Origin of the sequence: Nesterenkonia sp. (assembly GCF_029265375.1) — a bacterium.
Classification (GTDB): Bacteria; Actinomycetota; Actinomycetes; order Actinomycetales; family Micrococcaceae; genus Nesterenkonia.
Map to the genome: position 1 here is coordinate 1 of NZ_JAJUJJ010000033.1, position 26,184 is coordinate 26,184.

Consider the following 26,184-nt stretch of genomic DNA (forward strand, 5'->3'; position numbering starts at 1 on the left):
AAACTTTCTGCACGCGGTCGCAGGCTCCCTTATTTCGTGCAGAAACTTTCCTCCTCCGCTGCCCTGACGGGTTGCTGCCCGTTCCGCGCCGGGCCAAGCAGCAGAGCTGCCAGCAACGAAGAAAAAACGAGGAGGGAAACCATGACCACCATCACCCACGGACTGACAGCCGGAGACGTGCTCATTTCCTCATGCGACCACGTGGAGAATTCGCATAGTCAGCATGAGGATGCGCTGGGCACCTTGTACGCCGGACTCGACCGCTTTCAGTCAGGCGGCACCGTTGAGGACTTGAGAGAGTCGGACCCGAAGCTGCTGGGCGAGCTGGAGAGCCTGGGACTGGACCCTGATTCTACCTATCCAGATGACCGTATCTACTCGCTCATCAATGAATTTAGCCTGGGCCACAATGTGGAGCGCATTCTTACGATTTGGCTGGCGGCGGGTGGGCCTAATATCTGGCTGGAGGCCAGGCTGGACCATCGTGGAGGCGTTACAGACGTGACGCATCACGCGGCGTGGGGTGGCGATAGGCGGTCTCGCACAGTGGAGCCGGGAAGCGCACTGTGGCGATATGCGGAGGACTTTGCGGAGTTTGTGAACTAGTGAAGTTCGGCGGGGCACCTGGTGCGCCAGGTGCCTTGCAGTGCCTTAGCCGTCAGGATGGCCGGGCTGACGAACACGCCCGGCCATCTATTGACTCTATTCACAACATTGGCAATAATAGAGTTATTAGAGAGGATGAGATGAAGCAGCACAAGATCATCGGAGCCACCATCCGGCCCACCCGCCGCACCTTCGGCTTAGCACCGGACGGGTGGCGCAACAGCAGCTACAGCCAATGCCGCACCCCGTACAGAAAGGACACACCATGACTCACATGATCACCCCCGAGACCGTGATCAACAGCCCCCGACAGATCGCCAACGGACAGGGAGCCTGGACCGGGACCGTCCGCGAACTATTCAAGGAGCTGTATCAGGACGCCACCGGCACCGCCCTGGAGGGCCTCCACGAGTGCTTGCGCGAGGAAGGCAAGCTGCCCGAGCTGCCGGAGGACGAGGCCGAGACCGACGAGACGCACATCTTCGACCTCGACCGCCACGCGCACCTGCTGACCATTGAGCACCTGCGCGACCTGCTGGATGACCCGAACGCGGACATCGTTAGCCACCCGCGCAGCACATAACTAAGGTCCGCACCTACTACCACTATTACTGTTATTACCAGGAAAGGAACCTGCCATGTCCTACATCATCCGTACCGGAAACCTCGCTGAGACTCCCGAACTGAAAGAAGGGCCACAGCGCAAGTACACTCGCGCAGCCGTTGTGGTCAACGACGCCGAGCGCGACGACAGCGGAGCGTGGGAAACGACCGGAAGCACCCTGTATAACGTCACCGCGTTCGGCTCGGAAGCCGAGAACCTTGTTGCTGCAGCCGAGGCCAGCGGCAACATCCGGGTCATCTTCGGAGGTCGCTACCGCGTGAAGGAGTACGTGAATAAGGACGGCGAGCCGCGCGTCGGCCATGACGTGACCGCCGACTTCATCGGCGTCTCACTCTCAGGCCAGCGCGTCACCGTCGAGCGCAGCGCAGCAGCGGGGGAGTGATCCTTACTCGCGAGCTGCCCCGACCCCAAGGGCCGGGGCAGCTCCCTCCCGGACCCCACCACCTGACGCCAGCACCGGCACAACCACCGTTAGAGAGATACCTGACATGACCACCACACTCGCGCTGTGCAACCAAAAAGGCGGCGTCGGCAAATCCACGACCGCCTTCCACCTGGCCCGCGCCGCCGTCAACGACGGCCAGCGCGTCCTACTGGTAGACCTCGACCCGCAAGGCAACCTCACCAGCGTCACCACCGAAGACCTCGAAGAGGACGACGCCGGCGTAGCCGACGTACTCAGCGCCCGCAGCGGCGCAACAGCAACCGATGTCATCGTGCCCGGAATCTGGAACGGACTCGACGTGCTGCCCGTGACATCCGGGGTGACGATGGAAGAAGTACGCGATGAACTCGTGGTCTCCCGCAAAGGCAGGGAACACCGCCTCCGCGCTGCACTGTCCGACGCGGCCAGCGGCTACGACCTGGTCCTCATCGACTGCGCACCCAGCCTGGACCTGCTGACCATCAACGGACTCACCGCCGCCACCGGCGTCGTCGTGGTCACCCAATCCAAACTCTGGAGCGCAAACGGCCTCTCCCGGCTCCTAGACTCCATCGCCTCAGTAACCCACTACTACAACCCCAGCCTGGAAGTTGCAGGCATCCTCATCAACCAACACGAAGAACACACCTTGGCCGGGGCACACTGGCGGGCCGAACTCCAAGAAGCAGCCGACATCCGCGGTCTACGCATCATCGACCCCCCGATCCCCAAAAGGGTTGCCATCGGAGATGCCGTCGAAGAATCGCGGGGCCTCGACGAGAGTGCGCACACCGAGACCCGCCAACTAGCAGCTATATACACCGCGCACCTAACCGCCCTGACCACCAAGGAGACCCGAGCATGAGCACCAAGCGCCCAGAACGGCGAAAGTCCGACCTAAGAACCCGGCCACCGGCAGCCCCGGCCAGCTGGGACGGCAACAACGCCGCCCCAGCAGCCGCGCCGCCGAAGAAAACCGCTGATGGTCGCAACCGCAAGATGACGTTCTACCTAGATGACGACGACGCCTCCCGCATCCGCGGAGCGCTGCTGCACACAATGGCCCAGGAAGGAACCCGCTCCCTGACCGACTTCATCCATAAAGCGGTACTCAAAGAAGTCGAACGCCTTGAAGCCACCTACAACAACGGCGAGCCATTCCCCAAAGTTGCAGCGGGCTCCATTCCACGCGGCCGACCTGTCGGTGATTACTAGCGAATGCCGTCATGTCGGACCTGCACCATACACTGGCCGCACGACACGGAGGAGGAGGAGTGAAATGGAAGAGAAAGACCCCCACTCATTCGGTAGTGAAGAAGAGTGGTGCTTCTATCGCCTGCGCGACACCGCTCAACGGGCAGAAGCACTTCTTAGTGAAGGAGCTCATACATTCATCGACCCGAGTGAGGACGAGAAACATGCCTATCTGGCCGACCTTGCCAACCTCATGAATGCTGTGTCCCAACGGCTGAACGACATCGGCGTGACATGGGATGACTTTAGCCAGGTCGCCGCCGCAGCTCAGCGCAGCGGACTATTCCCACAGGACCACGAGTTTCTTGAACACGTCCTGACTGCCACGCTCGAACCTGCCTATGTGGAGGCAGCAGCCAAGGTCCGAAGTGTCATCGACCGCCAGCTGTCCAGTGAACGAATGATGCAATTCCAAGAGCAGCAGCAGATGGAGCGTGCAATGCAATGGGCCGGCGATGACGATGAGCCGCCGTACTGACAGATCAGTAACGGGCGCTTCTGATCAATCTCCCCCAGGAAGCAGCAGAAGCCCGGCAGAAAGCAAAGGAGGAGAAATGACGACCAACGCAATCACCGTCACAGCGCGGAAATGGGCGCATGGCTGGGAGCTGATCATCGACGAGAACAACGCCACTCAGGTGCGTACCCTCGCCCACGCCGCCCAGCAGGTGCGCGACTACCTCGACACCATCGACCCCGAAACCGATCACAGCCAGGTCAACGTCCTTCTGACCCTCGACCAGGAAGACGTGGCCGCTGAACTCGCCGCCGACCGCCAGGCGCGACGCGCGGCCGAAGAGGACGCCTTAGAGCGCTGGGCTGCCTCCGATGAGCCGACTATCCGCGACGACGCGAAAATCATCCGAGGCAGCGAGGAATCCCGGGCAGAGATTCAAGCCCTGCTCATGGCCGCCGACGACGGCTGACGTCAGCACGAGACGATGACAGGAATCGTAATGGGCAGCCCCGTGATGGTAGATGGCTGGAGCAGCTGGGCGCGGCACAACCAGCAGCACCATGCAGGTCCGCGCGGTGAGCCCTTCCGGGCAGGTGACCAGCCTTGGTGCGAGGTCTGCGAAGACCTGGCCCCGGTGCGCCAGTTGACGGTCTTCCACCACACGGACCCAGACAGCGCAAGAGCTATTGTCTCCGCTCAGAATCTCCGGGCGGACTGGCAGGGCCGCGTTTACTTTACTACAGCCAAGACCCTCCCTCATCGGGTACCAGGCATCATGCCTCGCGGCATGGGAGCAGTAGTGTGCTGCACGTTGCCGACATCCGTTCTCCGGCTTGACCGCGCATTCTCAGATGAGTTGTGTCTCTGGGTCCACGGGGAGGCACTGCGGGGGGTCGAGCTGTCCTGCGAAGCCACCATGACGCCCTCTGCTCTGCGGGGCGAGGATCAATAACGGTCCCTAATGAGAAGTGAGAAAGGGGAGAATAGTTGTCATCCATCTACGGCCGCATCTGTGAGGGCTGCTCGCGTGACGAAGCAGTCATCAGCTTCGACGTCGTACCCGACGCGATCGGGATGAATCCCGTCACCCTAGAGTTTATCCACGAGATTCCGGAGGAGCTGCGCGGACATACGTACTGCACGGGCTGCGGCGCGCTCCACACGGAAGGGCACATCCTCAGTCCCGATCTCACGCGGAAGATGCGTGAGGTCATGGACGGACGTTGGCCCGTATAGCCGCCGGTTCAATAACGGTCGTTTGTGAGCGGGTTGCCGCGGGGAGCGCGGACCCTGAAGAACAAGCCGGTTTGGTCGCTCAAAACTCACGCTCTAAACCTCAATCGCTCACAACTGAGTCTGTACCGTTTTTGAGTCACCTGAAAGACTAGGTGGAGACCTAGAGGAGGTTCACGTGACACTTGCCGCTGAGACGCAGGTTGAAGCTCGGGCAGCTCAGCTCCGCAAGATTCAGCATTGAAGATCACTGTGGATGAGCTGGTGCAGCGCACCCGCGCACGCTATGGCCTGACTCGACGCGTGCATTGGAATCAGGACTAGGGGAGGGGAATTAGATGAACGCCGTCATTGGCTATGCGCGCGTCTCCCGGAGAGAGCAAAATCCTGCTGCGCAGGAGGCAGACCTGAAGGAGGCCGGCGCAACGAGAGTCTTCGTTGACCACGGAGAATCGAGCCGGATTTCCGACAGGCCGCAATGGGTGGCCTGCTTAGAGTATCTGCGTCCAGGGGACACTCTGGTGATCCGCGCATTAGACCGGATCGCCGGCACTGAGCGCATGGCCATAGAGCAGATCCGCGAGCTGGGAGACCGAGGCGTGCGGCTAAAAAGCCTCACAGAACCTTTTCTCGACATCGATACCTCTACCCCGATGGGAGAAGCCATCGTCGGCATTCTGGCTGTCATGGCGCAGCTTCGCGTTGCCACCATCCGAGCCAACACGCGCCGAGGACTGGAACACGCTCGCGCCCAAGGCCGGGTGGGCGGCCGTCCCACTGTCATGACGCCAGACCGTCTAGAAGCAGCGGTGCAGCTTCGCAACGGTGGCAAGACACAACAGCAGATCGCAGATGCCCTTGGCGTCGGCCGCGCCACCGTAGGGCGAGCCCTACGCGAATGGGACAGGAAGCAGCTCACCAGTTGACAGATGGCGCATCAAGCAGCTCACAGTTCCTTAACGCGCTATAAGTGCATATAGTTACTCATAGTCCGTTATAGAGCTATAAGTCTGTTTCGTGGAGGTTCCTATGCAGTCCTCAGGCCGCATTGCTGGCCTCGGCATCGCTGGTCTGGTGCTGCTGATCCTCCTTCCAATGATCGCCATCCTTGCAGAGGACGAGCGCCCCCCATCCGCTTTGGCGTGTAGACCCGGAGAGGACGCAGAGTCAGCAGCCCACACCCGCGAAACTGTGCCGGAGGAGTACTGGACGGCGATTGAATCGGCGGCGGCGCATTCAGGGATCTCCGCAGACGTGCTCGCAGCCCAAATTCAGCAGGAGTCAGCCTGGAATCCAGACGCAGAGAGTCCGGCGGGAGCCCAAGGTATTGCACAATTCATGCCAGGCACAGCAGCACAGTACGACCTCGACCCCTTTGACCCCATCGCCTCAATTGAGGCGCAGGGCCGCTATATGGCTGATCTACAAGAGGAAGTGGCGGGCCTTGCCAGCACCGAGCGTGAACTCATTGAACTCACACTCGCTGCTTACAACGCCGGCCCTGGTGCCGTGCAGCAGCACGGGGGCATCCCGCCTTTCGCAGAGACGCAGCACTATGTCGAAACCATCATGGAGTCTGCGCAAGGCAATTTCTCCGCAAACTGTATGCCTCCAGGAGGTTTCGCTGCCGACGTGGGAGACCTTAGGCCGGGGGAGTGGACCCATCCGTTGCCAGGCGGGATCGTTACATCACGATTTGGCCCGCGCCCTTGCCCGGTGGCGAACGCCCTGAACTGCCATAACGGCGTCTCTGACCACCGAGGGATCGACATTGCGACCCCGCCGCCGGGCTCTACCATTGTTGCGCCGATGGAGCTGGAGATCCGGGATGTCGGCACGCAGCCCGGACTAGGTGAGGCCGTGCTCGCGATCATGACTGAAGAGCCGTATCTGCACGTGGAGTTTGGTCACTGTCGCCATAATTCGTTCTACGTTTCGGCTGGTGACATTGTGCCGCCCGGAACACCGCTGTGCCACGAGGGAACCACTGGAAACAGTCGCGATATTCATCTGCATCTGCAATTTGGCACCCCTGACGGAGCCTGGGATCAAGCAGGCTGGGACAACCTCATTGATCCCGAGCCGTTCCTCCGAGCGAAAGGCCTTCTATGAAACGCACCGTCATCCTCAGCGGACTCGTCCTCGTCGTTATTGCCGCAGCAGCAGCCGCGGCGTGGGCGCTGCACCGCACTTCTGCAGAGGACCAGGCTGCCGAGCCAACGCCGGAGACATCGGTTCCCTCACTACCATCAGCGCCGGCAGAGCCCACACCGGAGGAGGAAGAGCCAACACTCGAAAGCGCAGATCGCCAGCGCATGGAAGCGCTGGCGATAGAGGCCGCTGAGATTATGACTACGTGGGACCCAAATGAGGACTTCAACCAGACTGAGGCCGAGCTGCGCGCAGCACATCTGATGACCGATGAGATGGCCGAATCGATCATCGTTCCAGCGCGACCATCCACCGGGCCGGACTGGATAGAGGCTGCCGCCGCGGGCGCAACCTCGCGTCCCAGCGTGGAGGTCAACCACGCGACAAGCGATGAAGTGATCTCCGTTGAAGCTACATGGGTATGGATCACCGACGACGGTACGGTCACCAGTAACCCACGAGAGCGACGGATCTTTTTCTTTTCGTTTACAGAGATCGACGGAGAATTGCTGATCAGCGACTACAGCTGGGAGTCAGTCTGAGCGCTCGGGAATAACCACGCGAACCGCTGTGGGGAGAGATCCCGACCAGATCTAGTGGTCCCCTTGTGCCGAAATGCTAAGCCTGTCGGGCCTGTCTCATCTCGTCAGTGGGCTGGGTTGGCTGCTGCTGCGCCGCTTCACCCTGACTAGTCTTCTTGGTTGCAGTCTTCGGCGGCTTGGCAAATCGAGAGACCTGGGTTCTGGTCCATCCGGCCTTCTCTGCTGCTGCCATGAGACGCTTCTCGGTCTTCTTGGCTTCGCTGAGCTGCCGTTCAAGATCGACGCGCCGCGCCACCGCGGCCGCAAGATCCTCCACGGCCTTCATGCGCTCCTCATTGACGCGCCGGGCTTCCTCCAAGACGTGCTGCTGTGCCTGGTCCAGTTCAGTCATGTTCTCAGTCTACGTCGGGAAGTGTCTCCTTCTGAAGGTCCAGTTCCAACTCGTCACTGGCCTCGACGGTCAGCACCGGCGCGGCATCGCTCAGCTGGCCGATGACCCATTCATAGACAGCCGTATCGACGTAGCGAACAGTGGTCTTTCCAAGCTTGATCCAGCGTGGCCCCAGCCCCCGGTCGCGCCAAAACGACAGATCCTCTTCCGTGACGTCAAGCTGCTGCGCGGCCTCGCTGGGAGTGATGATCCGTGACATGAGTACCTCCGGTTTCTCGTTGGCTGCCGTTCTTTTCGGCACATGCCGAAACACTCGCTCCAGCAGGTTCGGTCAAGCCTGGAGGGGCGACCGTGGAATACCGGATCGAGGGAGCGCAGCGACCGAGTGAGGATATGCCGCGAAAGCGCTCAGGAAGGCTTGAACGGTTCTGCTGGGGCAGTACACTCAACCGCCGAAAAGGACGCACCAAAGGTGCGGCGTTGCCTTCCGCCCGTTTGGGCGACCCCACCAGCCACGACGGAGCGAGCTATAGACTTAGGTGCCCTAAGTCGCTCGGAGACCTTGCGCTGCGGCGGTCTCGGTGCCACACTTGGAAGCAGAGCTTCTGACGTGTGGTCGTTGCACTAGGCGAGAGGAATTCGGATGGCACAGCGTCGTCGTCAGGCAAACGTCCCTGGAGGACGCAACGTGCGACGTGTGCTGAAGCTGACCGAGTTTGAAGACAATGCGTTGTACTTCAAAGCGCAAGAGCAGAACGTGAGCGTTCAACGTCTCCTTGTGGAGTCGGCGCTTACGTTCGAGTCTGGCGATACCGCGACGAACCGGAAGGCCGCGGTGCAGTCAATCCTTCGTGCGGAGCGGCAGCTGGCTGCCATCGGCAACAATCTCAACCAGATCGCCCGAGGCGTGAATGCAGGAGCTCCAGTGTCGGCCGAGCTCCATCACAGTCTGGAGTTCCTGCGTGGAGTTCTTATGCGTCTGGATGACGCGGCATCGAGCATCGCCAAGGTGGGTGTCTCCTCATGATGCCCAACATCACTCGGGGGTCTCGCATGGCCGGGCTGGTGATGTATCTTGCGGGGCCGGGGCGCGCTAATGAGCACGAGAACCCCCACATTGTGGCCGGGGACGAGCTCGTCACGTTTCAGGTCGAGCCGGGCAAGGAACTGTCCACCGATGATGCGCTGGACATCGCAAATGTGATGAACCGGCCGGCTCAACTCTACGGCACAGAGGTCACCGTTCCTCAGACTGAACAAGATCCTGAAACCGGAGACAGGGTGACGGTGGGGAGGAAGCCTGCTGGCGTCTGGCACTGCTCACTTTCTCTGTCTTCCGATGAGGGGCAGCTGCCGGACGAGATGTGGCGCAAAATCTCTACTGAGTTCGTAGAGAAGATGGGCTTTGTCGATCCCGAGGGTGAAAAGTCCTCACGGTGGGTGGCGATTCGTCATGGCCTTTCATCTAAGGGTAACGATCACGTTCACATCGCCGTGCAGATGGTGCGCGAGGATGGTACGAAGGCGAACGTCCACAATGACTTCATGCGCGCTCAGCAGGCTTGTAATGAGCTGGAGAAGAAGTATGGCCTCTCGGTGCTGGAGTCCCGCGAGCAGGGGAAGAATCTTGCTGCGGATAAGCCCGCAGAGAGGGCGCGGGCGCAGCGTCAGGGACGGCCTCAGTCTGATCGGAATGAACTGCGCCGCCGGCTGCGCAGCGCACTGGCTACCGCTTCGACTGAGGGCGAGTATGTGCAGCATCTCCTCGACGCTGGTGTGCGGGTGCGACCGTACTTTGAGCGTGGATCGAGCGACCGCATTGCTGGGTATCGAGTGGCGCTGCCCCCGACAGGGAACGGGGAGCAGCGGCCCTTCTGGTATGCGCCCAGCAAGCTAGACCGACAGCTGGCGTGGCCGCGAATCCAGGAGCGCTTCGGGGGTCGGGGACGCAGCGAGGCCCACGCTCTCCTGAAGTCTCTGCACGAGGGATCGAGGCCGCAGCCGAGTAAGGGAACGAAACTTCCCAGAATCAGCGCTCAGCAGGCGGAGCAGCTGATCTCGGGGAAGGCGACCCCCGATAGCCTGGCGGAGATCTACGCCCGTGTCTCTATGAGCGTCGAAACCCGCCGGCCGGGGGTGTATGCGCGGCTATCTCACGAGTTCGCGCAGATCAGTCAGCGTGGCGGTAATGCGATGTATGCGGTGCGACTGGCACAGCGCGCCGGATCAAAGAACAGCTCGACTGGATGGGTTGCTCTGATTCAGCAAGCCAACCGGCTTGCCCGTGTAATGGCCGCCCAGAAGACAGTGACACAGCGGCCGCAGTGGAGCCGCAGAGTGACCGACACGGTACTGACGGCGGAAAAGGCGATAGCCGCACAGAACGCCACGCCTGAGACCTCTACACCCACTGTGTCTCAGCGGCCCCCGCAGCCACGGCGACAGGTCAGCGGCCGCGGCAGCTCGACACACAGACCAGACCGAGGAAACGATTACGGCCGATAGGGAGCACCGATGGATGCCAACGAGGAAAGCGAGATCGCAGAGAGCCTGGGGCGCGTGATGCGCACCGCAATGGCGGGAAGTATGCAGCAGGTGGAAACTGCTGCGCGGAGGGAGCAGCTGCGCGAGGCCGAACGGCAGCGCCTTGCTCAGGACGCTGATAAGAGAGCCCAGCTCTCTGCCGCAGAGCAAAGGAGTCTGGCAACTACGATTCGCCAAGACGCCTACTCGCGCGAGTTCTGGCGTACCGCAGGATCTGAGCAGATCGCGGACTACGCCACGGTGTCGGCTCACCTGGCGGGCCGTCACCCGGAAGCGCGCAGCGCGTACCTGCATATCTCGGATGTTCTGCGCAATGACTACGGGATAAACATCGAACAGATGAACAAGGATCATCCGACCTCGCTCAGTGATAGGCATCACGCACTGAGGGACGCCCTTGATGACTACTTTGCCCGGCAGCGGCTGGACAGCGAGGCAGATGCCGCAGTGAACAAAGCAGCCGCTGAGAAGGCAGAGGAAACAGCGGCGGAGGCCCCAGACGCCGAGGCTGCTGCTGCGCAGCACGAGGCAGAAGCAGAGGCGAAGAGTGCTGAGGCTGACAAAGCTGGTCAGGATGAAGCGCAGGCACTGGCTGACGCGGATCGGTACGGGGCGGAGCAGAACAGGGATCGGGCGCACGCGCGCAGCGAGGAAGCTACAGGCGGCCGGGAGGGAAAGAGTTATCAGCGGACCAGCGATGCGGATCTAAAGCGCCTGGGACAGCACGACCCGCAAGCTGCTGCAGTGCGGGGACGCACTAGGCAGAACTTTCCCCAGGGAACCCGCCACAGGGTGTTCTCGCACAACAGAGCGGCAGCGCGCCGTGTAAACACGGTGACACGTCAGCGACCGCGACAGCTGGAGGTCTCCCGATGAGCGAGCAGTTCATTGAGGAAGCGGAGGAATTCACCGAAGAGTTCCAGGACGAGATGACAGAGCCAGAAGATAGGGAGCTGGCCTATCCGCATGCCGAGGCGTGGGTGCAGGAGTGGCTGCTGCCGCACTACCGGAGGAACCCACAGCAGCGGAAGTGGGATCCGCAATGGTGGAGATATGAGGAGGTCTCAACTGTGCTTGAAGCGCTTTGGGAGACCTGGGAACACATGCGGTGGGAAGGCGCGACCGGGATGATTGTCTTCTTCCGCGACTACCTTTGGCCAACAATGGATGTGATCACCAGCCCCGAAGGCCCTCTGTGGAACTTCAACGCTGAGCGCCGCCAGGCGGTGCCCGAGATCTGGCCAGCAACGCCAGCACCAGAGGGCTACTTCACTGCCGAGTCCTAACTCTGCTGAGGGGCGTAGAACGCCTCAGACTCGCGAACGTCATCGGCATAGTCTTTCTGGCTGTAGTGGCGCAGCTTCAGCAACCCCGGCGGATTGCCGGAGCTGAACAGCAGCGCCCGACCACGCGGCAGCGCGGAGAGGTCAGCAACTTCCATAATGCTCTCTCGCTGCACAGAGGTGGAGACCTGACGGCCCCCGCGGGCCGTCGATGCTGTTCGCTTTACGACGTCGCGGGGACCGACCAGCTGGGAGAGGAACGGCAGGAAATCATCTTCAGACAGGCCAGATCCGGCTACCCGGATATTGGCCGCGGACCATAGCTTGCGCGCTCCCTCCCGGCCGAATGCCTCGACACACTGAATGAAGGACTGGAAGAACGTGGAGACCACAATCCCGCGGCTGCCATAGTGCGAGTACAGATCCGGCAGCTCCCGCCACCGAACCACGTTGGCAGCCTCATCGAGCACCGCCATCAGCGGCGGTGACAGCCGCCCGCTACGTTTGCGGCCGGCTGCCTTCTCTGAGGCGGTCAAGACCGCCATAGCCAGTGCTGCAGTGAGCGCGCGGGCAGATCCTCCGCCCTCGCGGGAGATCAGATAGAGAGTGTCCGTGCTGTCGGCAAACACCCGGTGATCGAACTCAGGACGGCCAACCTCACCCGTGTCACGTATCCAGGGAATGACCCGATCATTTCCCAGCACCGAGATCCACGGGCGCATCGTGCCATAGACGCCGTCACGCTGCTTAGGCGTGAGTTGCTGAATCTTCTCCAGCGCATCGGCCAGCTGGTGGTGGCCCTGACGGTACAAAGCGTTGACCGGTGTTTCGTCGTCTGGGTTCAGGCTCCAGCGAAAAACGTCTGTGATGGGCCGGTCATCGACGGCCGCGGCCATCAGCATGTGGGAGAGCAGCCGTTTGCCGTCAGACTCGAAATAGGCATCCTGCTTTGCCCCGGCTGAGGTGGCTGAGGAGATGAAAACATCGGCCAGCTTCTCGGCTGTCTCCATGTCTTCAACGAAGCTCAGAGGGTTCCACCACCATGAGGGCGGCTCACCAATAATGTCCTGTGGATCTTGGACCCACACCACGCCTTTCTCTGCGCGCGGCCCGCGCGTGAGGTCTACTAGATCTCTCTTATTCGAGGTCGCCAGCACCGGAGCATCAGGCTCGATGACCTGAGGAACACAGACACAGGAGGTCTTACCGGCGCGAGGCCCCATGATCCAGGTCTGTACCCACTCCCAGGAGGCGCGCAGTTCCATTCCGTTGTTGACCAGATCAGCCAGCGGGACACCCGGACCGGCAGCAGCGGCGTACAGCCGCTCAGCATCGCGCTTCTGAGCCTTGACCGTAAGCTCGGTGAAGTCCTTGCTGCGGCTCATCGCTTTAGCCAGGGAGTCCACTCTGGTGCGACCCCTCTGGGCATGGAGGCCGGCGATCAGCAGCAGGCCCGCCACGATCAGGACGGCGACCATTCCAATGGTGAAGGCCGCGACCTGACGGCCAGTGATCGGCAGACGGCCAGTGAACTGATCCGCGAGCAGGTTGACCGGATCTGAGTATGAAATAGCGATGCGAATAGCAGGGTCCAGCAGTGCTGCGCCCCACCACAGCAGTCCAGCAAGCATGAGCAAGCCCAGCACCGCGGCTGCGAAGATCCACGGCGCGTCTGCACCGCCAGGCTGTGCCCGGCGTCCGGCCCGCCGGCTCATGCCGCGGTCTCCATGTTCCACGCGCGGTTGCTGTTAGTGATCGGCTCCTCCACGGTGGTCAACTTCACTTTGAAGGGAATGCCTGGTCGCTTTCCCGTCTTCAGGATGAACTTGCCGGTATGCGGGCGGCGTAGGTTGGTGCCGATACCGGCGCTCTTATCGGCCCAATCGGTGAGGTATTCCACTTCAGTGTTGGAGAGGTCAAAGACTTCACGCAGGTTGCCCATCTCGTCGGCATCCAAGCCGCCGAGAAAGACCATCTCCGAGCGCGAGACGAAGCCCCACGCGATCTTGGTGAGGGCATCATCAGTGAGCTTCAGATCCTTCATAGTGTGAGTGATCAGGATCTGTCCCATGCCGCGGCCACGGTTCAGGCGCGTTAGAGAGTCGATGAAGTACACCATCTGCTCAGAAGCGCGCAGCACCTTCCAAAGCTCATCCATGATCAGCAGGTAGTTCCGGCGCGGCCGCCCAGCATCCTGAGCAAGGATCTGCTCTGCCGAGACGGTTGCTGAGCCCAGGGACCAGCACAACGACTGCACAAAGGCCATAAGAACGGTGTCGTTTTCGTCAATGCCGGAGATGTCGAAGACCACCGGCTTGCCCTGTTCGATGTGTGTTGTCGTTGGCTTTGAGAAGAGATCCCCGTAGATCCCATCTGGTCCCAACAAGATCAGAGCATCCAGAAGACCCTTCAGCCGCTCGTCGTAGGCGTGGTCATCGCTATGAGTCAGGGTGATCGCACGCAGTTTCTGCGGGCGACTCTGAATGAACTCGATAAGCTCCGGCAACAAGGGCGGACTATCCAGATTCGGGTCCATCAGCTGCATGGCCGTCGCCAGTGCTGAGGACTCATGAGGCTGTAGAGGCCGACCCGCGGCCATCGCAACCAACCCTGCCATCAGTGACCGTCGCCGGCCTCGCATCTCCTCCAACGCCTTTTTGCGCCGCTGCTCGTCCTGAATGCCGGAGATTGCGGAGACTAGAGGGCCAAGATCCATGAAGTTCATGTGTCCCCGGCCAGGCCCGAACTCGATCACCTGACCCCCGATCTGGCGCATGAGATCTACATAGTCAGGGCGCGAATCAGAGAGCGCCATAGGGATGACGCCCCAATCCATCAGCACCGAGATCATCCGCTTCACCAACGAGGTCTTTCCAAGGCCCGGTTGCCCCAGCACGAACGCGCTGGGGTTGTTGATGATCTCTGCGAGGAACCAGCTCATCGGGTCCGCGTAGACCACAGAATGCCGGGTCAGGTGTGTGCCCAACGGCACCCCTGTCACCGGCAGTCCAGATCCGATGATGAACGGCCAGTAGCCGCATACTTGCACGCTAGTGCCCAGCAGCTCCGCCGGTTCTTCTACCCAGTTCACCGCACCGCCTCCGCGGCGGCTCCAGCCGCCTCGGCCAGGCCGCGCCTCCACCGAGGCGCGGCGCTCTCGAACCCCCGCCAGCAGTGTGGACAGCGGACCCGGCTTAGACGGTTTCGCGATAGAACGATCAAAAGACTTCTTCAACCGCCGTTTGTCACGCCGACTGAGCTTTGCAGAGTCACGCAGGGCCGAAGTACTCATTAGAACCACCTCCGGAAGTCCTCGGGAAGGAGCATGTGTTCAGGGAGTACCAGGCCAAGAGGAAGCCCGGCCTGGAAAGTGACTGCTTCATTACCCAGCGCCTCTCGGAGGCGTAGCCGCGTGTCAGAGAACGACTGCGGAATTTGCCGACGGAGGCGGCGCAGCTCATCGTGTGCATGCTCAGGGTCTTCCCCATCCAGGGTGACTGTCACAATCATCCCGAAGCGCGTCATTCCTGCTCCCCGCGCTTCCTCCTGCTGAGTTTTCAATGCGGCGTCGCGTCGGTTTTTAGCGCGCTGATCATCCCTAGCCTGAGATCCGGCGAAGCGGCTATTCTTCAGCTCCCGCTCCGCTTCAGCGGCTGTCTGCGACCGGGGAATAGGTCGATACAGCAGCGTGACACGCTTGCGCATCACTCCGGAAATAGGATCGAGCGCTCTCTGCAGAGACCTTGGCCCGAAGAAGCCCTCTGGCTTATCAAAGAGCGTCCAGGACGCGGATATGGCGCGCTGATGAGCATAGCGGTCCAAGGCGTCATAGTGGAACGTTGGCCCCACGTCCTCCCAGCTCAGACCGGTGCCGCCGTTGTTCAGCTTGTCTTCCTCCATTGCCACCTGGGCGTGAGGGTCATAAGCCAGGTATGTCGAATCCACAATCTCCTGAGCCGTGCAAACCTCTACCCGTCCGGCCCCGGTGGTGGTCAGACCGCCTACGATAGCGGGCAGTCGCGCGCCGATCTCCTCAGCCATCTCGGCTGTGCCACGATCCTTGCCGGTGCCGAGATCCCGACCATCGAAGGTGACGGTCACCTTCACAGTCACCTGAGGAGATCCCGCGCTGTATTCCTCAGCAATAGCCTCCGTAACGGCCGTAGAGAATTCAGGAGCACCTTCAGCCCGTTTACTGGTGAGAAGACGATTCAGCCGCATTCCGGTGTCCGGGGCGGACTCAACCACCACACTGGCGGCCTTCACGTTCTCATCGAGGCTGCGGTCAGACAGCCACGCGCCCCAATGATCGACGTAGCGGCGCAGTCGGTCCTCGTCGATGAGTGCATCCCCATCAGGAAACGCCTCCAGCACCACTGTGTAAAGATGCGATCCACGCCCAGAGAGCCGGATCATGCCGAACTGCAGATCGTGTGAGCCCACATGCTCTGTCAGCTCGGCGCGGGCCAACAGCCCCGGCAGCCGCGTGGTGCCATCTGGTGTATGCCCGCTGGCACCAGAGAGGTACAGAGCCTGTCCGGACTTTTCTTTGCGTCGCTGCATGAACCGAATCATGAGTCTCCTATAGATAGACCGGCCCGAAGGATCAGCAGCCCGTGTGATTGGGGCCAGGGCCAACAGGACAAGTGGCACGGCTATTGCCGCGACGGCGGTGAGCAGCCGCTGAGTGGCGAGGAATCCAATGCTCAATAGGAAGCAGGGCACCAGGACGAGCGAAGCCCCCATAGAGAGACCGAGGATGCCGCTGCGCTTTGGCAATGTGAGGTTGCCAAACATGCCCTTCAGGACCTCAACGTCCTGGCTCATGGCCGGCCTCCTTCTTCATCGTCAGCGCCATCATCACTAGACCCTTCAGCCGCGATACCGCGCCCGGCATCGGCTGCGCGCACAGCATCGCCAGCGTTAGCCCCGCTGCTCCCCTGAGAGCCGCCCGCGGTCGCGGCACCTGGTGTGCTGGCACCCGAGGAAGCTGCACCGCCTCCGGCGGCTGCAGTACTCGAAGAGCCGGCAGTGGAACCAGACGCGCCCTCAGGAGAAGCGGAAGCTGAGTGGCCCGCTGGAGCCGCGGCAGCACCGCCTCCGACAGGTGCTGCGCCGCCTCCGTCGGCAGAGGAACCAGAACTAGATGTCTGGTTCGACCCACTCCCAGCGACACCGCTCGCCGACCCGCTGTGGCCTGGGCCGGTCGAGGATGAACCCGTGCCGCCCCCAGATCCCGAGGCCGCACCGCTACCGGCGTTCGACCCACTAGGCACAGCTGCATTGCTGCCGCCGCTCGAAGCGTCTGCGCCGCCCGCAGCAGCCGAGCCGCCACCTGGCCCGCCACTTCCTCCTGAGGCAGCCGCAGAACCAACGCTTCCAAGCCCGCTACTGCCAGCGCTGGCACCGCTAGTAGCAGCTCCCCCCGCGGCAGCTGCCCCCGCGCCGCCAGTGCTCGCGAGCACGGCCGCGCCTGCCGCAACGCCCACACCCGCTCCAATGGCTGCGCCGCCGGTGAATGCTCCAGCACCAATGGCCGCAGCGGGAACCAAGAACTTAATAAGCGCCGGCAGAGCAAGAGCAGCCAGAAGAATAATCCCAGCCCCGGTAAGTTGATCCACCGCAGTAGCCAGTTCATCGTCCAAGCCCATATCCGTGTCACTGCGCATGAAACGGAACCCGAGAGCGTAGATCCCCGCTGCCACCGGCTTGAAGAGCAGAAGAGCCAGTAGCCACCCGTTGGCCTTGGCGAATGCCTGATCGCCGCGCTGGGTACCCGTGGCGGCGGCGAGAGCTGGAAGAAATGCCATGAGGACTACTAGCAGAATGTTGCGGAAAATCATGAAGACGAAGTTGACGATGCCGCCGACCCCCGCCAGCAGATAGACAAGCAACATAGGGATGAGAGCAGCTGCGCCGCCCCCAGCGGATGCAGGCATGAACATGGTGCTCAGATCGGCTTCACCATCGGTTGCCCGAGAGAGCAGCCACATTGAGCCTTCATCGCCGGCTCGCAGAAGCATGGTGACGGCGGCGGCATAGACGCCGGTGACAAGAATGAGGTTGACGATGGGCTTGAAGCTGGTCGTCAGCCCTTGGCGGATATCCTGGCTCGACACCATCCGGATCAGCCCCATCAGGAAGCCGATCATGGCGAAGCCCATCACGTACCACTGAATGTCCTGCTGAATCTGGGTGACGGCCGCGGATTCGACATCCGCGTTTGGTGTGTTCATCCACCACGTCGAGATGATCTCTAGAATCCAGAGCGCGAACTCATAGAGCGCGTTGACAAACTGTTCGAGGGCCGAGTTAGCCACTCCCTCAATAGCTCTGTCTACGCCCTGGTTGATGCGCTGTCCTGCTCCTGCGCAGGCAGCAGGGTTCCCACCGAGGCCGCAGCCTAGAGCGTCTCTGATTCCATCCATCGCTTAGTTCTTCCACTCCGTGTACTGAGTGGTGTCCTCCACAACGCCACTGCCCACAGCAGAAGCAGAAGCAAAGTTAAGGCGCCAGTCGTTAGCGTCCTCGTTCCATGTCAGAGGGATACGGAGAAAGAGATCCGTATCCTGTCCGCTGACATGGAACCAGTACTCCACCGTGGCGGACTCGGCGTTGGAATTGAGAATGCGGAATCCGCGGTGATGAATCGGCACCGTAGCTTCATCACTGGAAAGCAGCTGTTCGAGGTCTTCGGCAAGCTCACGAGCTGCTGGTGAGTCCTCAGCCGCTTCGGTCCAGCCATGAGTGAAGCTTGCAAGTAGCCCGAGACCACCAAACGCTGCACCAGATGGCGTTTGGGAGGAGCAGCGCCATATATTTCCGTCCCGCACGACCGGTCCATGCTCATCAGAAACAGGTAGCACTACGCCTGAGGGATGCTCTTCCCATTGAAACTCAGGCGCGGTGGCGGGGAAGTCCGAATTAACTTCATCCAGATCGCACGGCTCGATTTCTCCACCAGGTCTACTCTCTTCGGGGGCGGGCTCCGCGTTGGGAGGGGGGCTTTCCCCAGCGTCACCAGTAGGATCCGTCTGATCCGGGTCAGGGGACCGGCTAGGCACGATCACGATGGCGGCAATCACCGCGATGGCCACTACCAGCAAGAAGCCGCCGGCCAGGAGCCATCCGGTTCCCAATCCGCCGCTATTCTCATCTGCCATCAGTTAGCACCCTCCCGTCATAGCGGTCTTCCTCAGACGAAGACCCTCAGAATGGCTCCTACGCCTGTGGCGAGGATGCAGACGATGATGGCGATCACCAGGCCCTTGAATCCATTGATCTCGCGTCCCGTGTAGCTCGCGAATGCGAGGTATCCGGCAGAGGCAAGGAATCCTGCAACTCCACAGATAATCGCGGCCCACGAGATCCAGTTCAAAAGCGTTGTGAACCCTTCGGTTCCCGGAGGCTGTTCAGGTCGAACATCAGGGACGACGCCCCCCACACTCAGAAGCTCCAGCAGCTCAAACATTGTTACTCCTTCTCTTCAGCCAGGGCTCGATAACCCCGGACGATCCTCTTCAGACGACGTGGAAGTCCATCAAGCTCAGGCGGCTGCACCCGCCACTGCTCAATCCACGGAATGTGTGCGCCCCGAGGGCTGAGCTTCAGCAGCCGCTTTGCCTCCTGGGCCTGAGAACTCAGCAGCCGTGGGGCATCATCAACCAACACCAGGCCCAGAAGGCGCGATTCGGGCAGCTCGCCCGCTGTCCACTGACGCAGGAAAGCATCGGCGGCTTCCAGGCCGGAGTAGTGCGTTCGCGCTACTACCACGACCTGAAGCGTCGGCAGGGGCCTCTTCCAGCCGGCAGCAACCGGCCAACCTTGGCCGGCATCGGCGGCATCGGTGCCAAACAGGCTCGCCACAGTGCTTGTGCCCGCGCCGCCATGGAGACCCGCCACAGTCACTAGACGATGCTCTGTGACTTCCACACGAGGCCAGGGAGAGGCGTTTCCTGGACTATTAACCACGGGCAGGGGAGCTTGTGGGCCGATCACTTCAACAGTGTCCCCCAACAGCTCATCAGCGATATCCGGCGGTTCTGGGGCCTCCGCGACCTCTGGCGGAAGCAAGGGATTTCTCCGTGTCATCAAGAATCCTCCTACGCGCTTCACGTTAGCCCACGTATCGTGGGCAAGTGCCCTGAGTGCGCTTAGTAGCTAGCTTACGCACAGAGTGACACACACCGCAATAGGTAGGTATAGGCCGTCAAGAAACTTTTATTCGCGATACACGTGGACACCCCCTATACGCGCCAAAGTTTCTTTAGTAAGTTAGGAGCATGACAGCCGTGAACGATCCCGATTTGGTTGACGCCCTCTTGCAGGATGTCCCCGAACTGACCAACTCACAAGAGATCGCTGCGCTACTGCGTGTCGAGACAGCCACCGTGGCGAAGTGGATTCGCGCAGGTGAACTGTCTGGCATGAAGATCGGCAAGCGAGTTACCCGCGTTCGAAAGGCTGATCTGCGGGAGTTCCTGCTGAGAGCTGACGAAATGAACCTCAGCGACTGACAGTGGGTAGCTAAGGGGGCAATGCAGGGCATGAGCAGCGATCCCACCAAAGTGCCGAAGTACCCGGTCTATCAGGTGCTCTATGACGAGCAGACTGACGACACCGATCCGACACGTTCCCAGCCGCGAGTTGAACTAGACGGTATCCGTGTGGAACCCGCTGTGGGTCAGACCGCGACTGAGGCGGCTATAGCTGCTGTTGCGCGCAAAGCCGCAGAACACGGCCGTGATGCGGTCCGTGTCATCGTGACTACCCCTGAAGGAGACCGGTGGCCAATGGTGGTCACCCGCAACGGCGAAGCCATTGAGGTCCCCGAGGCTGAGAGCGTCGCCCCGAAAGGGTCCAAGAAGCCCTTGATCATCGCCGCCACTGCACTGATAGCAATAGCAGCGGCGGGCGGAGCGGCTGCAGTAATCGTCACCGCCGAAGACTCTCCAGAACCCGCGGTCGAAACGGAACCCCAGAATCAGTGGGAGCCACCTAACGCAGGAGCGCAGGTGCCGGTGGGGCTCCCGGAGGGCTTTTCGAGCACTGCGGCCTGGGCCTGGTCGGTGTCCAGAGATTCAGGAGCCCTTGCACTTAGCAGCGGCACTATCGTCATCCGCGACGACGACGGATATCTGCTTGGCATCAGCCCCGAGGATGGAAGACAGATCTGGCGCTCCCCCACCGCACCAAGGAGTGCAGACTCCCTTCACGAGACAACATGGGCCGGTCATAGTGTCCTTGTCGAGACGAGCACACAGCGCCTCCAGCTATGGCCGGTGCCCACTGAGCCGACAGATGAGCCTGTCGAGCCCACGACTATTGAGCTAGTAAGTGGCGCAGAAGTCTCGTTCGCCGGCGATGCGCCACTGATCTACCTGGGTGACTATGTGGTCGCGACGGACGCAGGAGACGGCAGCCTCACAGAGGCAGAGGTTCCGGCCGGTGCCCACCCGGTATCGGTTGTTGAGGACGACATAGTCTCCTTAGGCGAAACCTACGTTTACCGCACGCCTCGAAATGGAGACGAGCACACCAGCGAAAGCACTGAACTGCAGCATCACAGCGCAGTGCAGACCGAACGACCGCAGGCGATCTGGCCGTTGACCCACGATGTAGCTGCTGCGCTCTATGAAGGAGACGACGAAGAACCACTGCTCCAAGTCTTCAACCTCACCAATGGAGAACGTATCTCGTCCAGGTACGTCGAAGCACCCCCGCACCAGGAAGACGAAGTCCTGGTGGACCCCGAGGCCGAGACCGCCGTCATCGGTGCCGTGGCAATTCGCTGGGGGGCAGATGAGGATGTCATCACCGAAGTCAACACCCTGCGAGACGCGGTACTGGACGGCACCACCCTTTGGGGCCAGTCCAGCGACGGGCCGGCCCGCGTCGATATCAGCGTGGACGGGGCCGAGCCGGAGCCCTACGACACATTTCGCGATACCGACCCGCCTCCTGTACTGGTCACAGACGACGCAGCCTATGTTGAAGCGCCCCGCGTGGAAGACACCTTCCTGTATCGCATCGAACGTCAGCCAAACCCTGGACCCAGCGAAGAAACCGAGGACGATCACTCATGAACAGCATCACGATTGCTCCTGATGGCAGCGGCACCGTTGTGATCGGCGAGTACACCGAGGAGATCGAGGCAGACAGCTATGCGGCCGCGCAGAACAAAGCCATCGATCTGGCGGTGTTTCACGCCCAGCAGGCGGGAACGAGCCTCACCATCCATACGAATGACCCTGATGCTCCGGTGCTCGTGGTCTCCCCCACTGGCGAAGTAGAGCCTCAGGAAGAGGCCCCCGCGCCGCCGGCGGCGCAGCCAGTGGCCACGGCCGAATCCGCCGTAGTCGAGTCACCAGAGAACCGCTCCAGTGCTCCCACAGACCCGCCGGCACCCGCGGCTGCGTCCGCGCCGGCGAAAACAAATCCCTTCACCAGCACCGCGGAAGGGCACCCCAAGACGCCGCTGACGCGGCGGGAGCTGCGCAGTATGCGTGAAAGCTTCCTAAACCAGGAGCAGCCCCAGGAGCCCGCCGCCCGCGGGTGGCGCGGAGCGCTCTCAGCAATGGGTATCCGCGTTAAGCCAAGTGCGGCTGAGAAGCAAGAACGAGCAGACCGTAAGGCGGTCTCCCAGCACTGGCCAGGCCCGCGCACAATCGCCATCGTCAACGGCAAAGGCGGGGCAAACAAGACCCCCACTACGATTAATCTCTCAGCGGTTTTCGCCCGCTTCGGCGGCGGCGGTGTACTCGCCTGGGATAACAATCAGACGCGGGGAACGCTCGGCTGGCGGACTGAACAGGGGCCGCATGAGTCCACGATCCTGGACCTTCTGCCACGCACCAATGACCTTCTGGCGACAGGCGCGCAATCGGCGGATCTGGCCCGCTACGTGCACCACCAAACGTCAGACCGGTACGACGTGCTGCGCTCAAAGCCTCTAGTACTGGCCGATGAGCAGCGCGTCAGCGCTGCTGACGTTGACTCCATCCACGCGGTCGCCTCAAAGTTCTACCGCCTCATCCTCATCGACTCAGGCAACGACGAGAGCGATCCGCTGTGGAAGCGCATGATCGATCACGCAGATCAGATCGTCGTCGCCAGCACCACCAAGGACGAGCACGCCGAGGCCGGCGCGCTTCTGCTGGAAGGACTGGCTGCACGGGACGAGCGCTGCGCTCAGCTTGCCGACGAGGCCGTGGTCATCGTCTCGCAGGCAGAGCCCTCCGCCCGACGAGAGGAAGCAGAAAAGGTCCGCAACGGTTTTGCCGCTATCGCCCGAGAGGTCGTCCAAATCCCCTTCGACCCCGCAATCGTGGACGGACTGCTCCGCTACGACGCGCTGAGACCGGCGACTCAGCGTGCGTGGCTGCGAGCCGCTGCTGCGGTCGCTCGCGGCCTCTGACGCAACCCACGACACACCGAAGCAGATTCCGGTACAGTCGCCCGAGTCGTGATTGAGTGGACATACTGACTCGACGGAAAAGGAGAGGGAGACATGCCACAGGTGAGCAAAGGCGACAGAGCCATTCTGACGTTCCGCATGCCACGGCCTTATTCCGAGAAACTCGAACGCCACATCGCCATCACCGGACAGACTCGCACTGATCTTGTTGCCGGGCTTGTCATGGAGTACCTCGACCAGCGTGCCGACGAGCTCGAACAGGTAGAGGGGCAGCAGCGCCTCGAAATAAAAGTGAGCTAAGACGCAAGCGGCCCCCGCCCTGCTAGGGGCGAGGGCCGAGAGGCTTGCGGATCACGGAGCAACCACCTCCGATGACCCAAGTTGCTTCCCTGCTAGGAGAAGAAACCCATTGGACCAGTTGAGATTTGAACCAAGACCAACAAGACCAAGGGGGTTGCTATCAGGATAGCCGACCCCACCCCCTCAGCACCACCCTGCCCGAACACCGGCGCGGCGTGGGCACTAACTCGTGCCATCAGCCCGCGCTCCACAGCGCGGGTGATGCCCCGTGATGCAGCCGGTGAACTCGTCACCGGCACCTACGCTCATACCTGCCGGGTGACAGATGTCGCCCCGGATGGACCGTGGGCGGTCCACCTGGCCGACCGAGCCGGAGACTTCCACCTGATCGCGCTCGACTTCGACGCCAAGACAGAGAACGCGGCCGCTCACGCGGCCGAGGATGCCGCCACTGTCTCCGCCCTGCTGGAGACTATGGGCGTCGATCACCTGGTGTGCTCATCTGGGCCGAGCGACGGCCGCCATATCTGGTTTGCCCTGTCGCAGCCTGCCGAGGCCGCCGACGTCCGCGAGCTTGCAGAGCTGCTGAGCAGCCTGCACACCAGCTTTGACGCAAGCCCGCTGACCAACCCGGCCACCGGGGCTGTACGCCCGCCCGGTGCTCCTCACGCAGCCGGAGGCCGCTCTGAGCCGATCCGGGGCAGTCTTGACGCGCTGACGCAGCCGCGCAGCGGCCCCGCGCATATCCGCGCCCTAGTCACTCGACTACGCCAGAAGGCCGGAGACGCTACCTGGGCGACCCGCAGCCCCGCCGGGGACACCACCACCGCTGCCGTCCCCCACGATGCTCAGGGACACCCGTACGTGCCGGTGAGCCGCAAACACCTCACAGAGAACACCGCCGCTGCGCTGCACACCCAGCCCGAACCAGACGAGGACCATTCAGCCCACGCATTCCGCTGCCTGCTGGGCATGGCTCGCGCCGGATGGCGACACAGCGACGCTCAGAGCCTCACTGAGACCGCACCGGGCCTGGAGCACTACCGCAGCGCCCGCAACACCGCAGACGGGCGCAGACGGGCGCGCAGAACCCCCGACGACACAGCCGACCGGCTGCGCCGTGACTGGCGGCGGGCCGTGCTCACCGTCGCGGCAGGACTGACCGACCAGCCCGCCCGCGACGACGCCCCAGAATTCGCAGCGGCGGCCGAGGCCATCGCCGCCCACGTAGACCAGCTCCAGACCCGAGCCGACGCCGCCGCTGGCCGCTGGAGCCAGCCCGGAGGCCCCACAGACCGCCGCGTGCTCGATGCACTCTGCCTGCTGGCTCTGACGGCCATGACGCCCGAGGTAGACGCCGACATGCGCCGCGTGGCCCTCATGGCCGGAATCGGCCGATCCACCGTCGCCCTGGCCCTGTCACGGCTGAGCCGTGACGGCTGGATCAGCGCAGCAGCGGAGGGCCGCGGCCGTACTGCTGCCCGCTGGAGCACCGACCCACACGGGTTTTTCCACAGCGCAGGCTCCCAAGGTTGGACACAAGAGATATCTCGCCCCCCGCACCTGCCAGCCCCTCTCTCCCGGCGTGCGCTGCTGGACCGGCTCACAACCCGGCTGGAGACCTGCGCACACGATGCGTTCACCCTGGGAGCTCTGGGACACCACGCGGGGAACATCTACGCGCGTCTGCACGAACAGCCCCAGACCACCAGCGAGGCCCTAGCTGAGAACACTGGAGAAAGTACAAGAGCCACAGCCCGAGCCCTTACCCGGCTGGAGGCTCATGGGCTCGCTCAACAGAACACCCGCGCCCGCACCTGGCGGGCACGAGCACACAGCGGCCGCCGCTTCGCGGCTCATCGTTATCAGACCACCGGGCGGCTGACTCGCCGCGCTGCGCGCTATGAGGTCGAGCGCGCCCTGTGGTCCTGGTGGTGCTCCGAAGTCGAATGGCTGCGGAAACCACGCGCGGAGAAAAAGAAGCTGGCCCGCCGTCGTCCCGCCGCCGGACAGCTCAGCCTCGACGGACTCATGACCACAGAAGCACTGGCCCCGATCTACCCGCGCACTGACGACGGACGGCCCGACCACCACGCAGCCCGCGCCTACCTGACCGGCACCGCCCGAAACGTCGAACAGGAGCCCGCAGCGTGAGGCCGTTCCCCCGGACAGCGGTCAGCGCCTCTCTGCCTGGCCGTGATGTCCCAAGGGATCATGCACGCGGCCGCAACAGGCACAAGTCCCCGCACACGGGGACTCGGCGCGGGCCGAACTTCTCAACGGCGCTGCGCCTATTTCCTTATGAGAACTCCGGCCCGCTGGCCTGACGGTGTGCCCGCCGCTTCCTCCGCGCGCCGAGCGCAAAGCGCCATCACGACCAACACAGCAGAGAGGAGAACACCATGACCGCCGCGACCGTCTACACCACTCCCGGCTGCGTCCAGTGCAACGCCACCTTTCGGGCTCTCGACAACGCCGGAATCACCTACACCACCGTGGATGTCTCCACCGACGCGGCCGCCGTCGAGAAGCTGCGCAAGCTGGGCCACACCCAAGCGCCGGTGGTCATCACCGAGACCGATCACTGGTCCGGCTTCCGACCCGACAAGATCAGCGAGCTTGCCGCCGCCTAAGCGGCTAGGCCCCAGCCCCACCGGCTGGGGCCTAGCCCTGTCCAGGAGCACCACCAGCCATCCGCGCCGCGAATGCAGGGGTGCAGCGCTGTGGCGCTGCACAAGGACGCCCGGCTCTGCCGGGCGGCAGTCAGAGCCGCCGGACTGCGCCCGGCGTCCCTCAATTTTCTTCGTTGATGTCCTTCGGATTTTAGGGCCGCGCTCCACGGGCACAAGCCCGGCCGATGGCCGGGCCAGCTCCTCCGAGAATTTTCCGCACGCGGTCGCTGCGCTCCCTTATTTCGCGCGGAAATTTCTCTCCCCCGCTGCCCTTCGGGTGGTGCCC

General features: G+C 62.3%; 31 protein-coding genes. 22 read left to right on the forward strand and 9 right to left on the reverse strand.

Annotated elements, in window-relative coordinates; all coding sequences use genetic code 11:
• The 11 genes from Q1K09_RS11545 to Q1K09_RS11595 all read left to right on the forward strand — a co-directional run.
• Positions 1-606, forward strand: a 606-nt coding sequence (locus tag Q1K09_RS11545) for a hypothetical protein (RefSeq protein WP_300345576.1), incomplete at its 5' end; no start/stop codon positions are given.
• Positions 607-871: 265 nt separating this feature from the next.
• Complete coding sequence (locus Q1K09_RS11550; RefSeq protein WP_300345577.1) at positions 872-1,189, forward strand: hypothetical protein; 318 nt, start codon at positions 872-874, stop codon at positions 1,187-1,189.
• Positions 1,190-1,244: 55 nt separating this feature from the next.
• The gene (locus Q1K09_RS11555; RefSeq protein WP_300345578.1) at positions 1,245-1,613 is read left to right on the forward strand and encodes a single-stranded DNA-binding protein; all 369 of its coding nucleotides are present in this window, start codon (positions 1,245-1,247) and stop codon (positions 1,611-1,613) included.
• A 106-nt stretch (positions 1,614-1,719) separates the two neighbouring features.
• Positions 1,720-2,520, forward strand: coding sequence for a ParA family protein (locus Q1K09_RS11560; RefSeq protein ID WP_300345579.1), 801 nt, complete (start codon positions 1,720-1,722; stop codon positions 2,518-2,520).
• A complete protein-coding gene (locus tag Q1K09_RS11565) occupies positions 2,517-2,870 on the forward strand; it encodes a hypothetical protein (protein ID WP_300345580.1) in 354 nt (117 codons plus the stop codon). Before Q1K09_RS11560 ends, Q1K09_RS11565 begins: the two co-directional genes overlap by 4 nt.
• Positions 2,871-2,934: 64 nt before the next feature.
• Complete coding sequence (locus tag Q1K09_RS11570; RefSeq protein ID WP_300345581.1) at positions 2,935-3,387, forward strand: hypothetical protein; 453 nt, start codon at positions 2,935-2,937, stop codon at positions 3,385-3,387.
• A 76-nt stretch (positions 3,388-3,463) separates the two neighbouring features.
• A complete protein-coding gene (locus tag Q1K09_RS11575) occupies positions 3,464-3,835 on the forward strand; it encodes a hypothetical protein (protein WP_300345582.1) in 372 nt (123 codons plus the stop codon).
• 518 nt (positions 3,836-4,353) lie between these two features.
• Positions 4,354-4,602, forward strand: a complete 249-nt coding sequence (locus Q1K09_RS11580; protein ID WP_300345583.1) for a hypothetical protein — start codon at positions 4,354-4,356, stop codon at positions 4,600-4,602.
• Between the two features lie 335 nt (positions 4,603-4,937).
• The gene (locus tag Q1K09_RS11585) at positions 4,938-5,525 is read left to right on the forward strand and encodes a recombinase family protein (protein WP_300345584.1); all 588 of its coding nucleotides are present in this window, start codon (positions 4,938-4,940) and stop codon (positions 5,523-5,525) included.
• Between the two features lie 103 nt (positions 5,526-5,628).
• Positions 5,629-6,711, forward strand: coding sequence for a transglycosylase SLT domain-containing protein (locus Q1K09_RS11590; RefSeq protein ID WP_300345585.1), 1,083 nt, complete (start codon positions 5,629-5,631; stop codon positions 6,709-6,711).
• Positions 6,708-7,292, forward strand: coding sequence for a hypothetical protein (locus Q1K09_RS11595; RefSeq protein ID WP_300345586.1), 585 nt, complete (start codon positions 6,708-6,710; stop codon positions 7,290-7,292). Before Q1K09_RS11590 ends, Q1K09_RS11595 begins: the two co-directional genes overlap by 4 nt.
• A 76-nt stretch (positions 7,293-7,368) precedes the next feature.
• On the opposite strand, the gene Q1K09_RS11600 is transcribed toward Q1K09_RS11595, so the two are convergent.
• Together Q1K09_RS11600 and Q1K09_RS11605 are read right to left on the reverse strand one after the other, a co-directional pair.
• Positions 7,369-7,683, reverse strand: a complete 315-nt coding sequence (locus tag Q1K09_RS11600) for a hypothetical protein (RefSeq protein ID WP_300345587.1) — start codon at positions 7,681-7,683, stop codon at positions 7,369-7,371.
• A 4-nt stretch (positions 7,684-7,687) separates the two neighbouring features.
• The gene (locus tag Q1K09_RS11605; RefSeq protein ID WP_300345588.1) at positions 7,688-7,942 is read right to left on the reverse strand and encodes a hypothetical protein; all 255 of its coding nucleotides are present in this window, start codon (positions 7,940-7,942) and stop codon (positions 7,688-7,690) included.
• Positions 7,943-8,380: 438 nt separating this feature from the next.
• Between Q1K09_RS11605 and mobC the strand changes: the two genes are divergently transcribed.
• The 4 genes from mobC to Q1K09_RS11625 are packed head-to-tail and all read left to right on the forward strand — an operon-like array spanning position 8,381 to position 11,513.
• A complete protein-coding gene (mobC, locus tag Q1K09_RS11610; protein ID WP_300345589.1) occupies positions 8,381-8,710 on the forward strand; it encodes a plasmid mobilization relaxosome protein MobC in 330 nt (109 codons plus the stop codon).
• A complete protein-coding gene (locus tag Q1K09_RS11615; RefSeq protein ID WP_300345590.1) occupies positions 8,707-10,188 on the forward strand; it encodes a relaxase/mobilization nuclease domain-containing protein in 1,482 nt (493 codons plus the stop codon). The genes mobC and Q1K09_RS11615 overlap by 4 nt, the downstream gene beginning before the upstream one ends.
• 9 nt (positions 10,189-10,197) lie before the next feature.
• On the forward strand, positions 10,198-11,103 hold the full coding sequence (locus Q1K09_RS11620) for a hypothetical protein (protein WP_300345591.1): 906 nt from the start codon (positions 10,198-10,200) through the stop codon (positions 11,101-11,103).
• On the forward strand, positions 11,100-11,513 hold the full coding sequence (locus tag Q1K09_RS11625; protein WP_300345592.1) for a DUF4913 domain-containing protein: 414 nt from the start codon (positions 11,100-11,102) through the stop codon (positions 11,511-11,513). Before Q1K09_RS11620 ends, Q1K09_RS11625 begins: the two co-directional genes overlap by 4 nt.
• Here Q1K09_RS11625 and Q1K09_RS11630 read toward each other — a convergent pair.
• Positions 11,510-12,895 carry a TraM recognition domain-containing protein gene (locus Q1K09_RS11630; RefSeq protein WP_300345593.1) on the reverse strand — a complete coding sequence of 462 codons (1,386 nt, stop codon included), beginning with the start codon at positions 12,893-12,895 and terminating at the stop codon, positions 11,510-11,512. The genes Q1K09_RS11625 and Q1K09_RS11630 overlap by 4 nt on opposite strands.
• 42 nt (positions 12,896-12,937) lie before the next feature.
• On the opposite strand from Q1K09_RS11630, the gene Q1K09_RS11635 reads away from it, so the two are divergent.
• Positions 12,938-13,072: a hypothetical protein gene (locus tag Q1K09_RS11635; RefSeq protein ID WP_300345594.1), complete on the forward strand. Its 135-nt coding sequence runs from the start codon at positions 12,938-12,940 to the stop codon at positions 13,070-13,072.
• A 149-nt stretch (positions 13,073-13,221) separates the two neighbouring features.
• On the opposite strand, the gene Q1K09_RS11640 is transcribed toward Q1K09_RS11635, so the two are convergent.
• The 6 genes from Q1K09_RS11640 to Q1K09_RS11665 form a co-directional block, all read right to left on the reverse strand.
• Positions 13,222-14,802, reverse strand: coding sequence for a hypothetical protein (locus Q1K09_RS11640; protein ID WP_300345595.1), 1,581 nt, complete (start codon positions 14,800-14,802; stop codon positions 13,222-13,224).
• Positions 14,802-16,337 (reverse strand): SCO6880 family protein, encoded by a 1,536-nt coding sequence (locus Q1K09_RS11645; RefSeq protein ID WP_300345596.1) that lies wholly within the window; start codon positions 16,335-16,337, stop codon positions 14,802-14,804. The genes Q1K09_RS11640 and Q1K09_RS11645 overlap by 1 nt, the downstream gene beginning before the upstream one ends.
• A complete protein-coding gene (locus Q1K09_RS11650) occupies positions 16,334-17,830 on the reverse strand; it encodes a hypothetical protein (protein WP_300345597.1) in 1,497 nt (498 codons plus the stop codon). The genes Q1K09_RS11645 and Q1K09_RS11650 overlap by 4 nt, the downstream gene beginning before the upstream one ends.
• A gap of 111 nt (positions 17,831-17,941) precedes the next feature.
• Positions 17,942-18,673, reverse strand: a complete 732-nt coding sequence (locus Q1K09_RS11655) for a hypothetical protein (RefSeq protein WP_300345598.1) — start codon at positions 18,671-18,673, stop codon at positions 17,942-17,944.
• 32 nt (positions 18,674-18,705) lie between these two features.
• A complete protein-coding gene (locus tag Q1K09_RS11660) occupies positions 18,706-18,981 on the reverse strand; it encodes a hypothetical protein (RefSeq protein WP_300345599.1) in 276 nt (91 codons plus the stop codon).
• A 2-nt stretch (positions 18,982-18,983) separates the two neighbouring features.
• The gene (locus tag Q1K09_RS11665) at positions 18,984-19,412 is read right to left on the reverse strand and encodes a DUF6668 family protein (RefSeq protein WP_300345600.1); all 429 of its coding nucleotides are present in this window, start codon (positions 19,410-19,412) and stop codon (positions 18,984-18,986) included.
• Between the two features lie 389 nt (positions 19,413-19,801).
• On the opposite strand from Q1K09_RS11665, the gene Q1K09_RS11670 reads away from it, so the two are divergent.
• The 6 genes from Q1K09_RS11670 to nrdH all read left to right on the forward strand — a co-directional run bounded on the left by Q1K09_RS11670 (position 19,802) and on the right by nrdH (position 25,859).
• A complete protein-coding gene (locus tag Q1K09_RS11670; RefSeq protein WP_300345601.1) occupies positions 19,802-20,026 on the forward strand; it encodes a helix-turn-helix domain-containing protein in 225 nt (74 codons plus the stop codon).
• Positions 20,027-20,056: 30 nt separating this feature from the next.
• On the forward strand, positions 20,057-21,595 hold the full coding sequence (locus Q1K09_RS11675; RefSeq protein ID WP_300345602.1) for a hypothetical protein: 1,539 nt from the start codon (positions 20,057-20,059) through the stop codon (positions 21,593-21,595).
• Positions 21,592-22,926 carry an AAA family ATPase gene (locus Q1K09_RS11680; protein WP_300345603.1) on the forward strand — a complete coding sequence of 445 codons (1,335 nt, stop codon included), beginning with the start codon at positions 21,592-21,594 and terminating at the stop codon, positions 22,924-22,926. The genes Q1K09_RS11675 and Q1K09_RS11680 overlap by 4 nt, the downstream gene beginning before the upstream one ends.
• Positions 22,927-23,019: 93 nt before the next feature.
• Positions 23,020-23,226 carry a hypothetical protein gene (locus Q1K09_RS11685; protein WP_300345604.1) on the forward strand — a complete coding sequence of 69 codons (207 nt, stop codon included), beginning with the start codon at positions 23,020-23,022 and terminating at the stop codon, positions 23,224-23,226.
• 261 nt (positions 23,227-23,487) lie between these two features.
• Positions 23,488-25,380 carry a hypothetical protein gene (locus tag Q1K09_RS11690; RefSeq protein ID WP_300345605.1) on the forward strand — a complete coding sequence of 631 codons (1,893 nt, stop codon included), beginning with the start codon at positions 23,488-23,490 and terminating at the stop codon, positions 25,378-25,380.
• Positions 25,381-25,628: 248 nt separating this feature from the next.
• On the forward strand, positions 25,629-25,859 hold the full coding sequence (nrdH, locus tag Q1K09_RS11695; RefSeq protein WP_300345606.1) for a glutaredoxin-like protein NrdH: 231 nt from the start codon (positions 25,629-25,631) through the stop codon (positions 25,857-25,859).
• Positions 25,860-26,184: the final 325 nt, after the last annotated feature.

What these genes read in the sequence shown, in the direction of transcription:
- Q1K09_RS11550 (WP_300345577.1), top strand. Translation starts at nt 872, where the DNA reads ATGACTCACATGATCACCCCCGAGACCGTGATCAACAGCCCCCGACAG.
- Q1K09_RS11555 (WP_300345578.1), top strand. Translation starts at nt 1,245, where the DNA reads ATGTCCTACATCATCCGTACCGGAAACCTCGCTGAGACTCCCGAACTG.
- Q1K09_RS11560 (WP_300345579.1), top strand. Translation starts at nt 1,720, where the DNA reads ATGACCACCACACTCGCGCTGTGCAACCAAAAAGGCGGCGTCGGCAAA.
- Q1K09_RS11565 (WP_300345580.1), top strand. Translation starts at nt 2,517, where the DNA reads ATGAGCACCAAGCGCCCAGAACGGCGAAAGTCCGACCTAAGAACCCGG.
- Q1K09_RS11570 (WP_300345581.1), top strand. Translation starts at nt 2,935, where the DNA reads ATGGAAGAGAAAGACCCCCACTCATTCGGTAGTGAAGAAGAGTGGTGC.
- Q1K09_RS11575 (WP_300345582.1), top strand. Translation starts at nt 3,464, where the DNA reads ATGACGACCAACGCAATCACCGTCACAGCGCGGAAATGGGCGCATGGC.
- Q1K09_RS11585 (WP_300345584.1), top strand. Translation starts at nt 4,938, where the DNA reads ATGAACGCCGTCATTGGCTATGCGCGCGTCTCCCGGAGAGAGCAAAAT.
- Q1K09_RS11590 (WP_300345585.1), top strand. Translation starts at nt 5,629, where the DNA reads ATGCAGTCCTCAGGCCGCATTGCTGGCCTCGGCATCGCTGGTCTGGTG.
- Q1K09_RS11595 (WP_300345586.1), top strand. Translation starts at nt 6,708, where the DNA reads ATGAAACGCACCGTCATCCTCAGCGGACTCGTCCTCGTCGTTATTGCC.
- Q1K09_RS11600 (WP_300345587.1), bottom strand. Translation starts at nt 7,683, where the DNA reads ATGACTGAACTGGACCAGGCACAGCAGCACGTCTTGGAGGAAGCCCGG.
- Q1K09_RS11605 (WP_300345588.1), bottom strand. Translation starts at nt 7,942, where the DNA reads ATGTCACGGATCATCACTCCCAGCGAGGCCGCGCAGCAGCTTGACGTC.
- Q1K09_RS11615 (WP_300345590.1), top strand. Translation starts at nt 8,707, where the DNA reads ATGATGCCCAACATCACTCGGGGGTCTCGCATGGCCGGGCTGGTGATG.
- Q1K09_RS11620 (WP_300345591.1), top strand. Translation starts at nt 10,198, where the DNA reads ATGGATGCCAACGAGGAAAGCGAGATCGCAGAGAGCCTGGGGCGCGTG.
- Q1K09_RS11625 (WP_300345592.1), top strand. Translation starts at nt 11,100, where the DNA reads ATGAGCGAGCAGTTCATTGAGGAAGCGGAGGAATTCACCGAAGAGTTC.
- Q1K09_RS11630 (WP_300345593.1), bottom strand. Translation starts at nt 12,895, where the DNA reads ATGAGCCGCAGCAAGGACTTCACCGAGCTTACGGTCAAGGCTCAGAAG.
- Q1K09_RS11635 (WP_300345594.1), top strand. Translation starts at nt 12,938, where the DNA reads ATGGAGGCCGGCGATCAGCAGCAGGCCCGCCACGATCAGGACGGCGAC.
- Q1K09_RS11640 (WP_300345595.1), bottom strand. Translation starts at nt 14,802, where the DNA reads ATGAGTACTTCGGCCCTGCGTGACTCTGCAAAGCTCAGTCGGCGTGAC.
- Q1K09_RS11645 (WP_300345596.1), bottom strand. Translation starts at nt 16,337, where the DNA reads ATGAGCCAGGACGTTGAGGTCCTGAAGGGCATGTTTGGCAACCTCACA.
- Q1K09_RS11655 (WP_300345598.1), bottom strand. Translation starts at nt 18,673, where the DNA reads ATGGCAGATGAGAATAGCGGCGGATTGGGAACCGGATGGCTCCTGGCC.
- Q1K09_RS11660 (WP_300345599.1), bottom strand. Translation starts at nt 18,981, where the DNA reads ATGTTTGAGCTGCTGGAGCTTCTGAGTGTGGGGGGCGTCGTCCCTGAT.
- Q1K09_RS11675 (WP_300345602.1), top strand. Translation starts at nt 20,057, where the DNA reads ATGAGCAGCGATCCCACCAAAGTGCCGAAGTACCCGGTCTATCAGGTG.
- Q1K09_RS11680 (WP_300345603.1), top strand. Translation starts at nt 21,592, where the DNA reads ATGAACAGCATCACGATTGCTCCTGATGGCAGCGGCACCGTTGTGATC.
- Q1K09_RS11685 (WP_300345604.1), top strand. Translation starts at nt 23,020, where the DNA reads ATGCCACAGGTGAGCAAAGGCGACAGAGCCATTCTGACGTTCCGCATG.
- Q1K09_RS11690 (WP_300345605.1), top strand. Translation starts at nt 23,488, where the DNA reads ATGCCCCGTGATGCAGCCGGTGAACTCGTCACCGGCACCTACGCTCAT.
- nrdH (WP_300345606.1), top strand. Translation starts at nt 25,629, where the DNA reads ATGACCGCCGCGACCGTCTACACCACTCCCGGCTGCGTCCAGTGCAAC.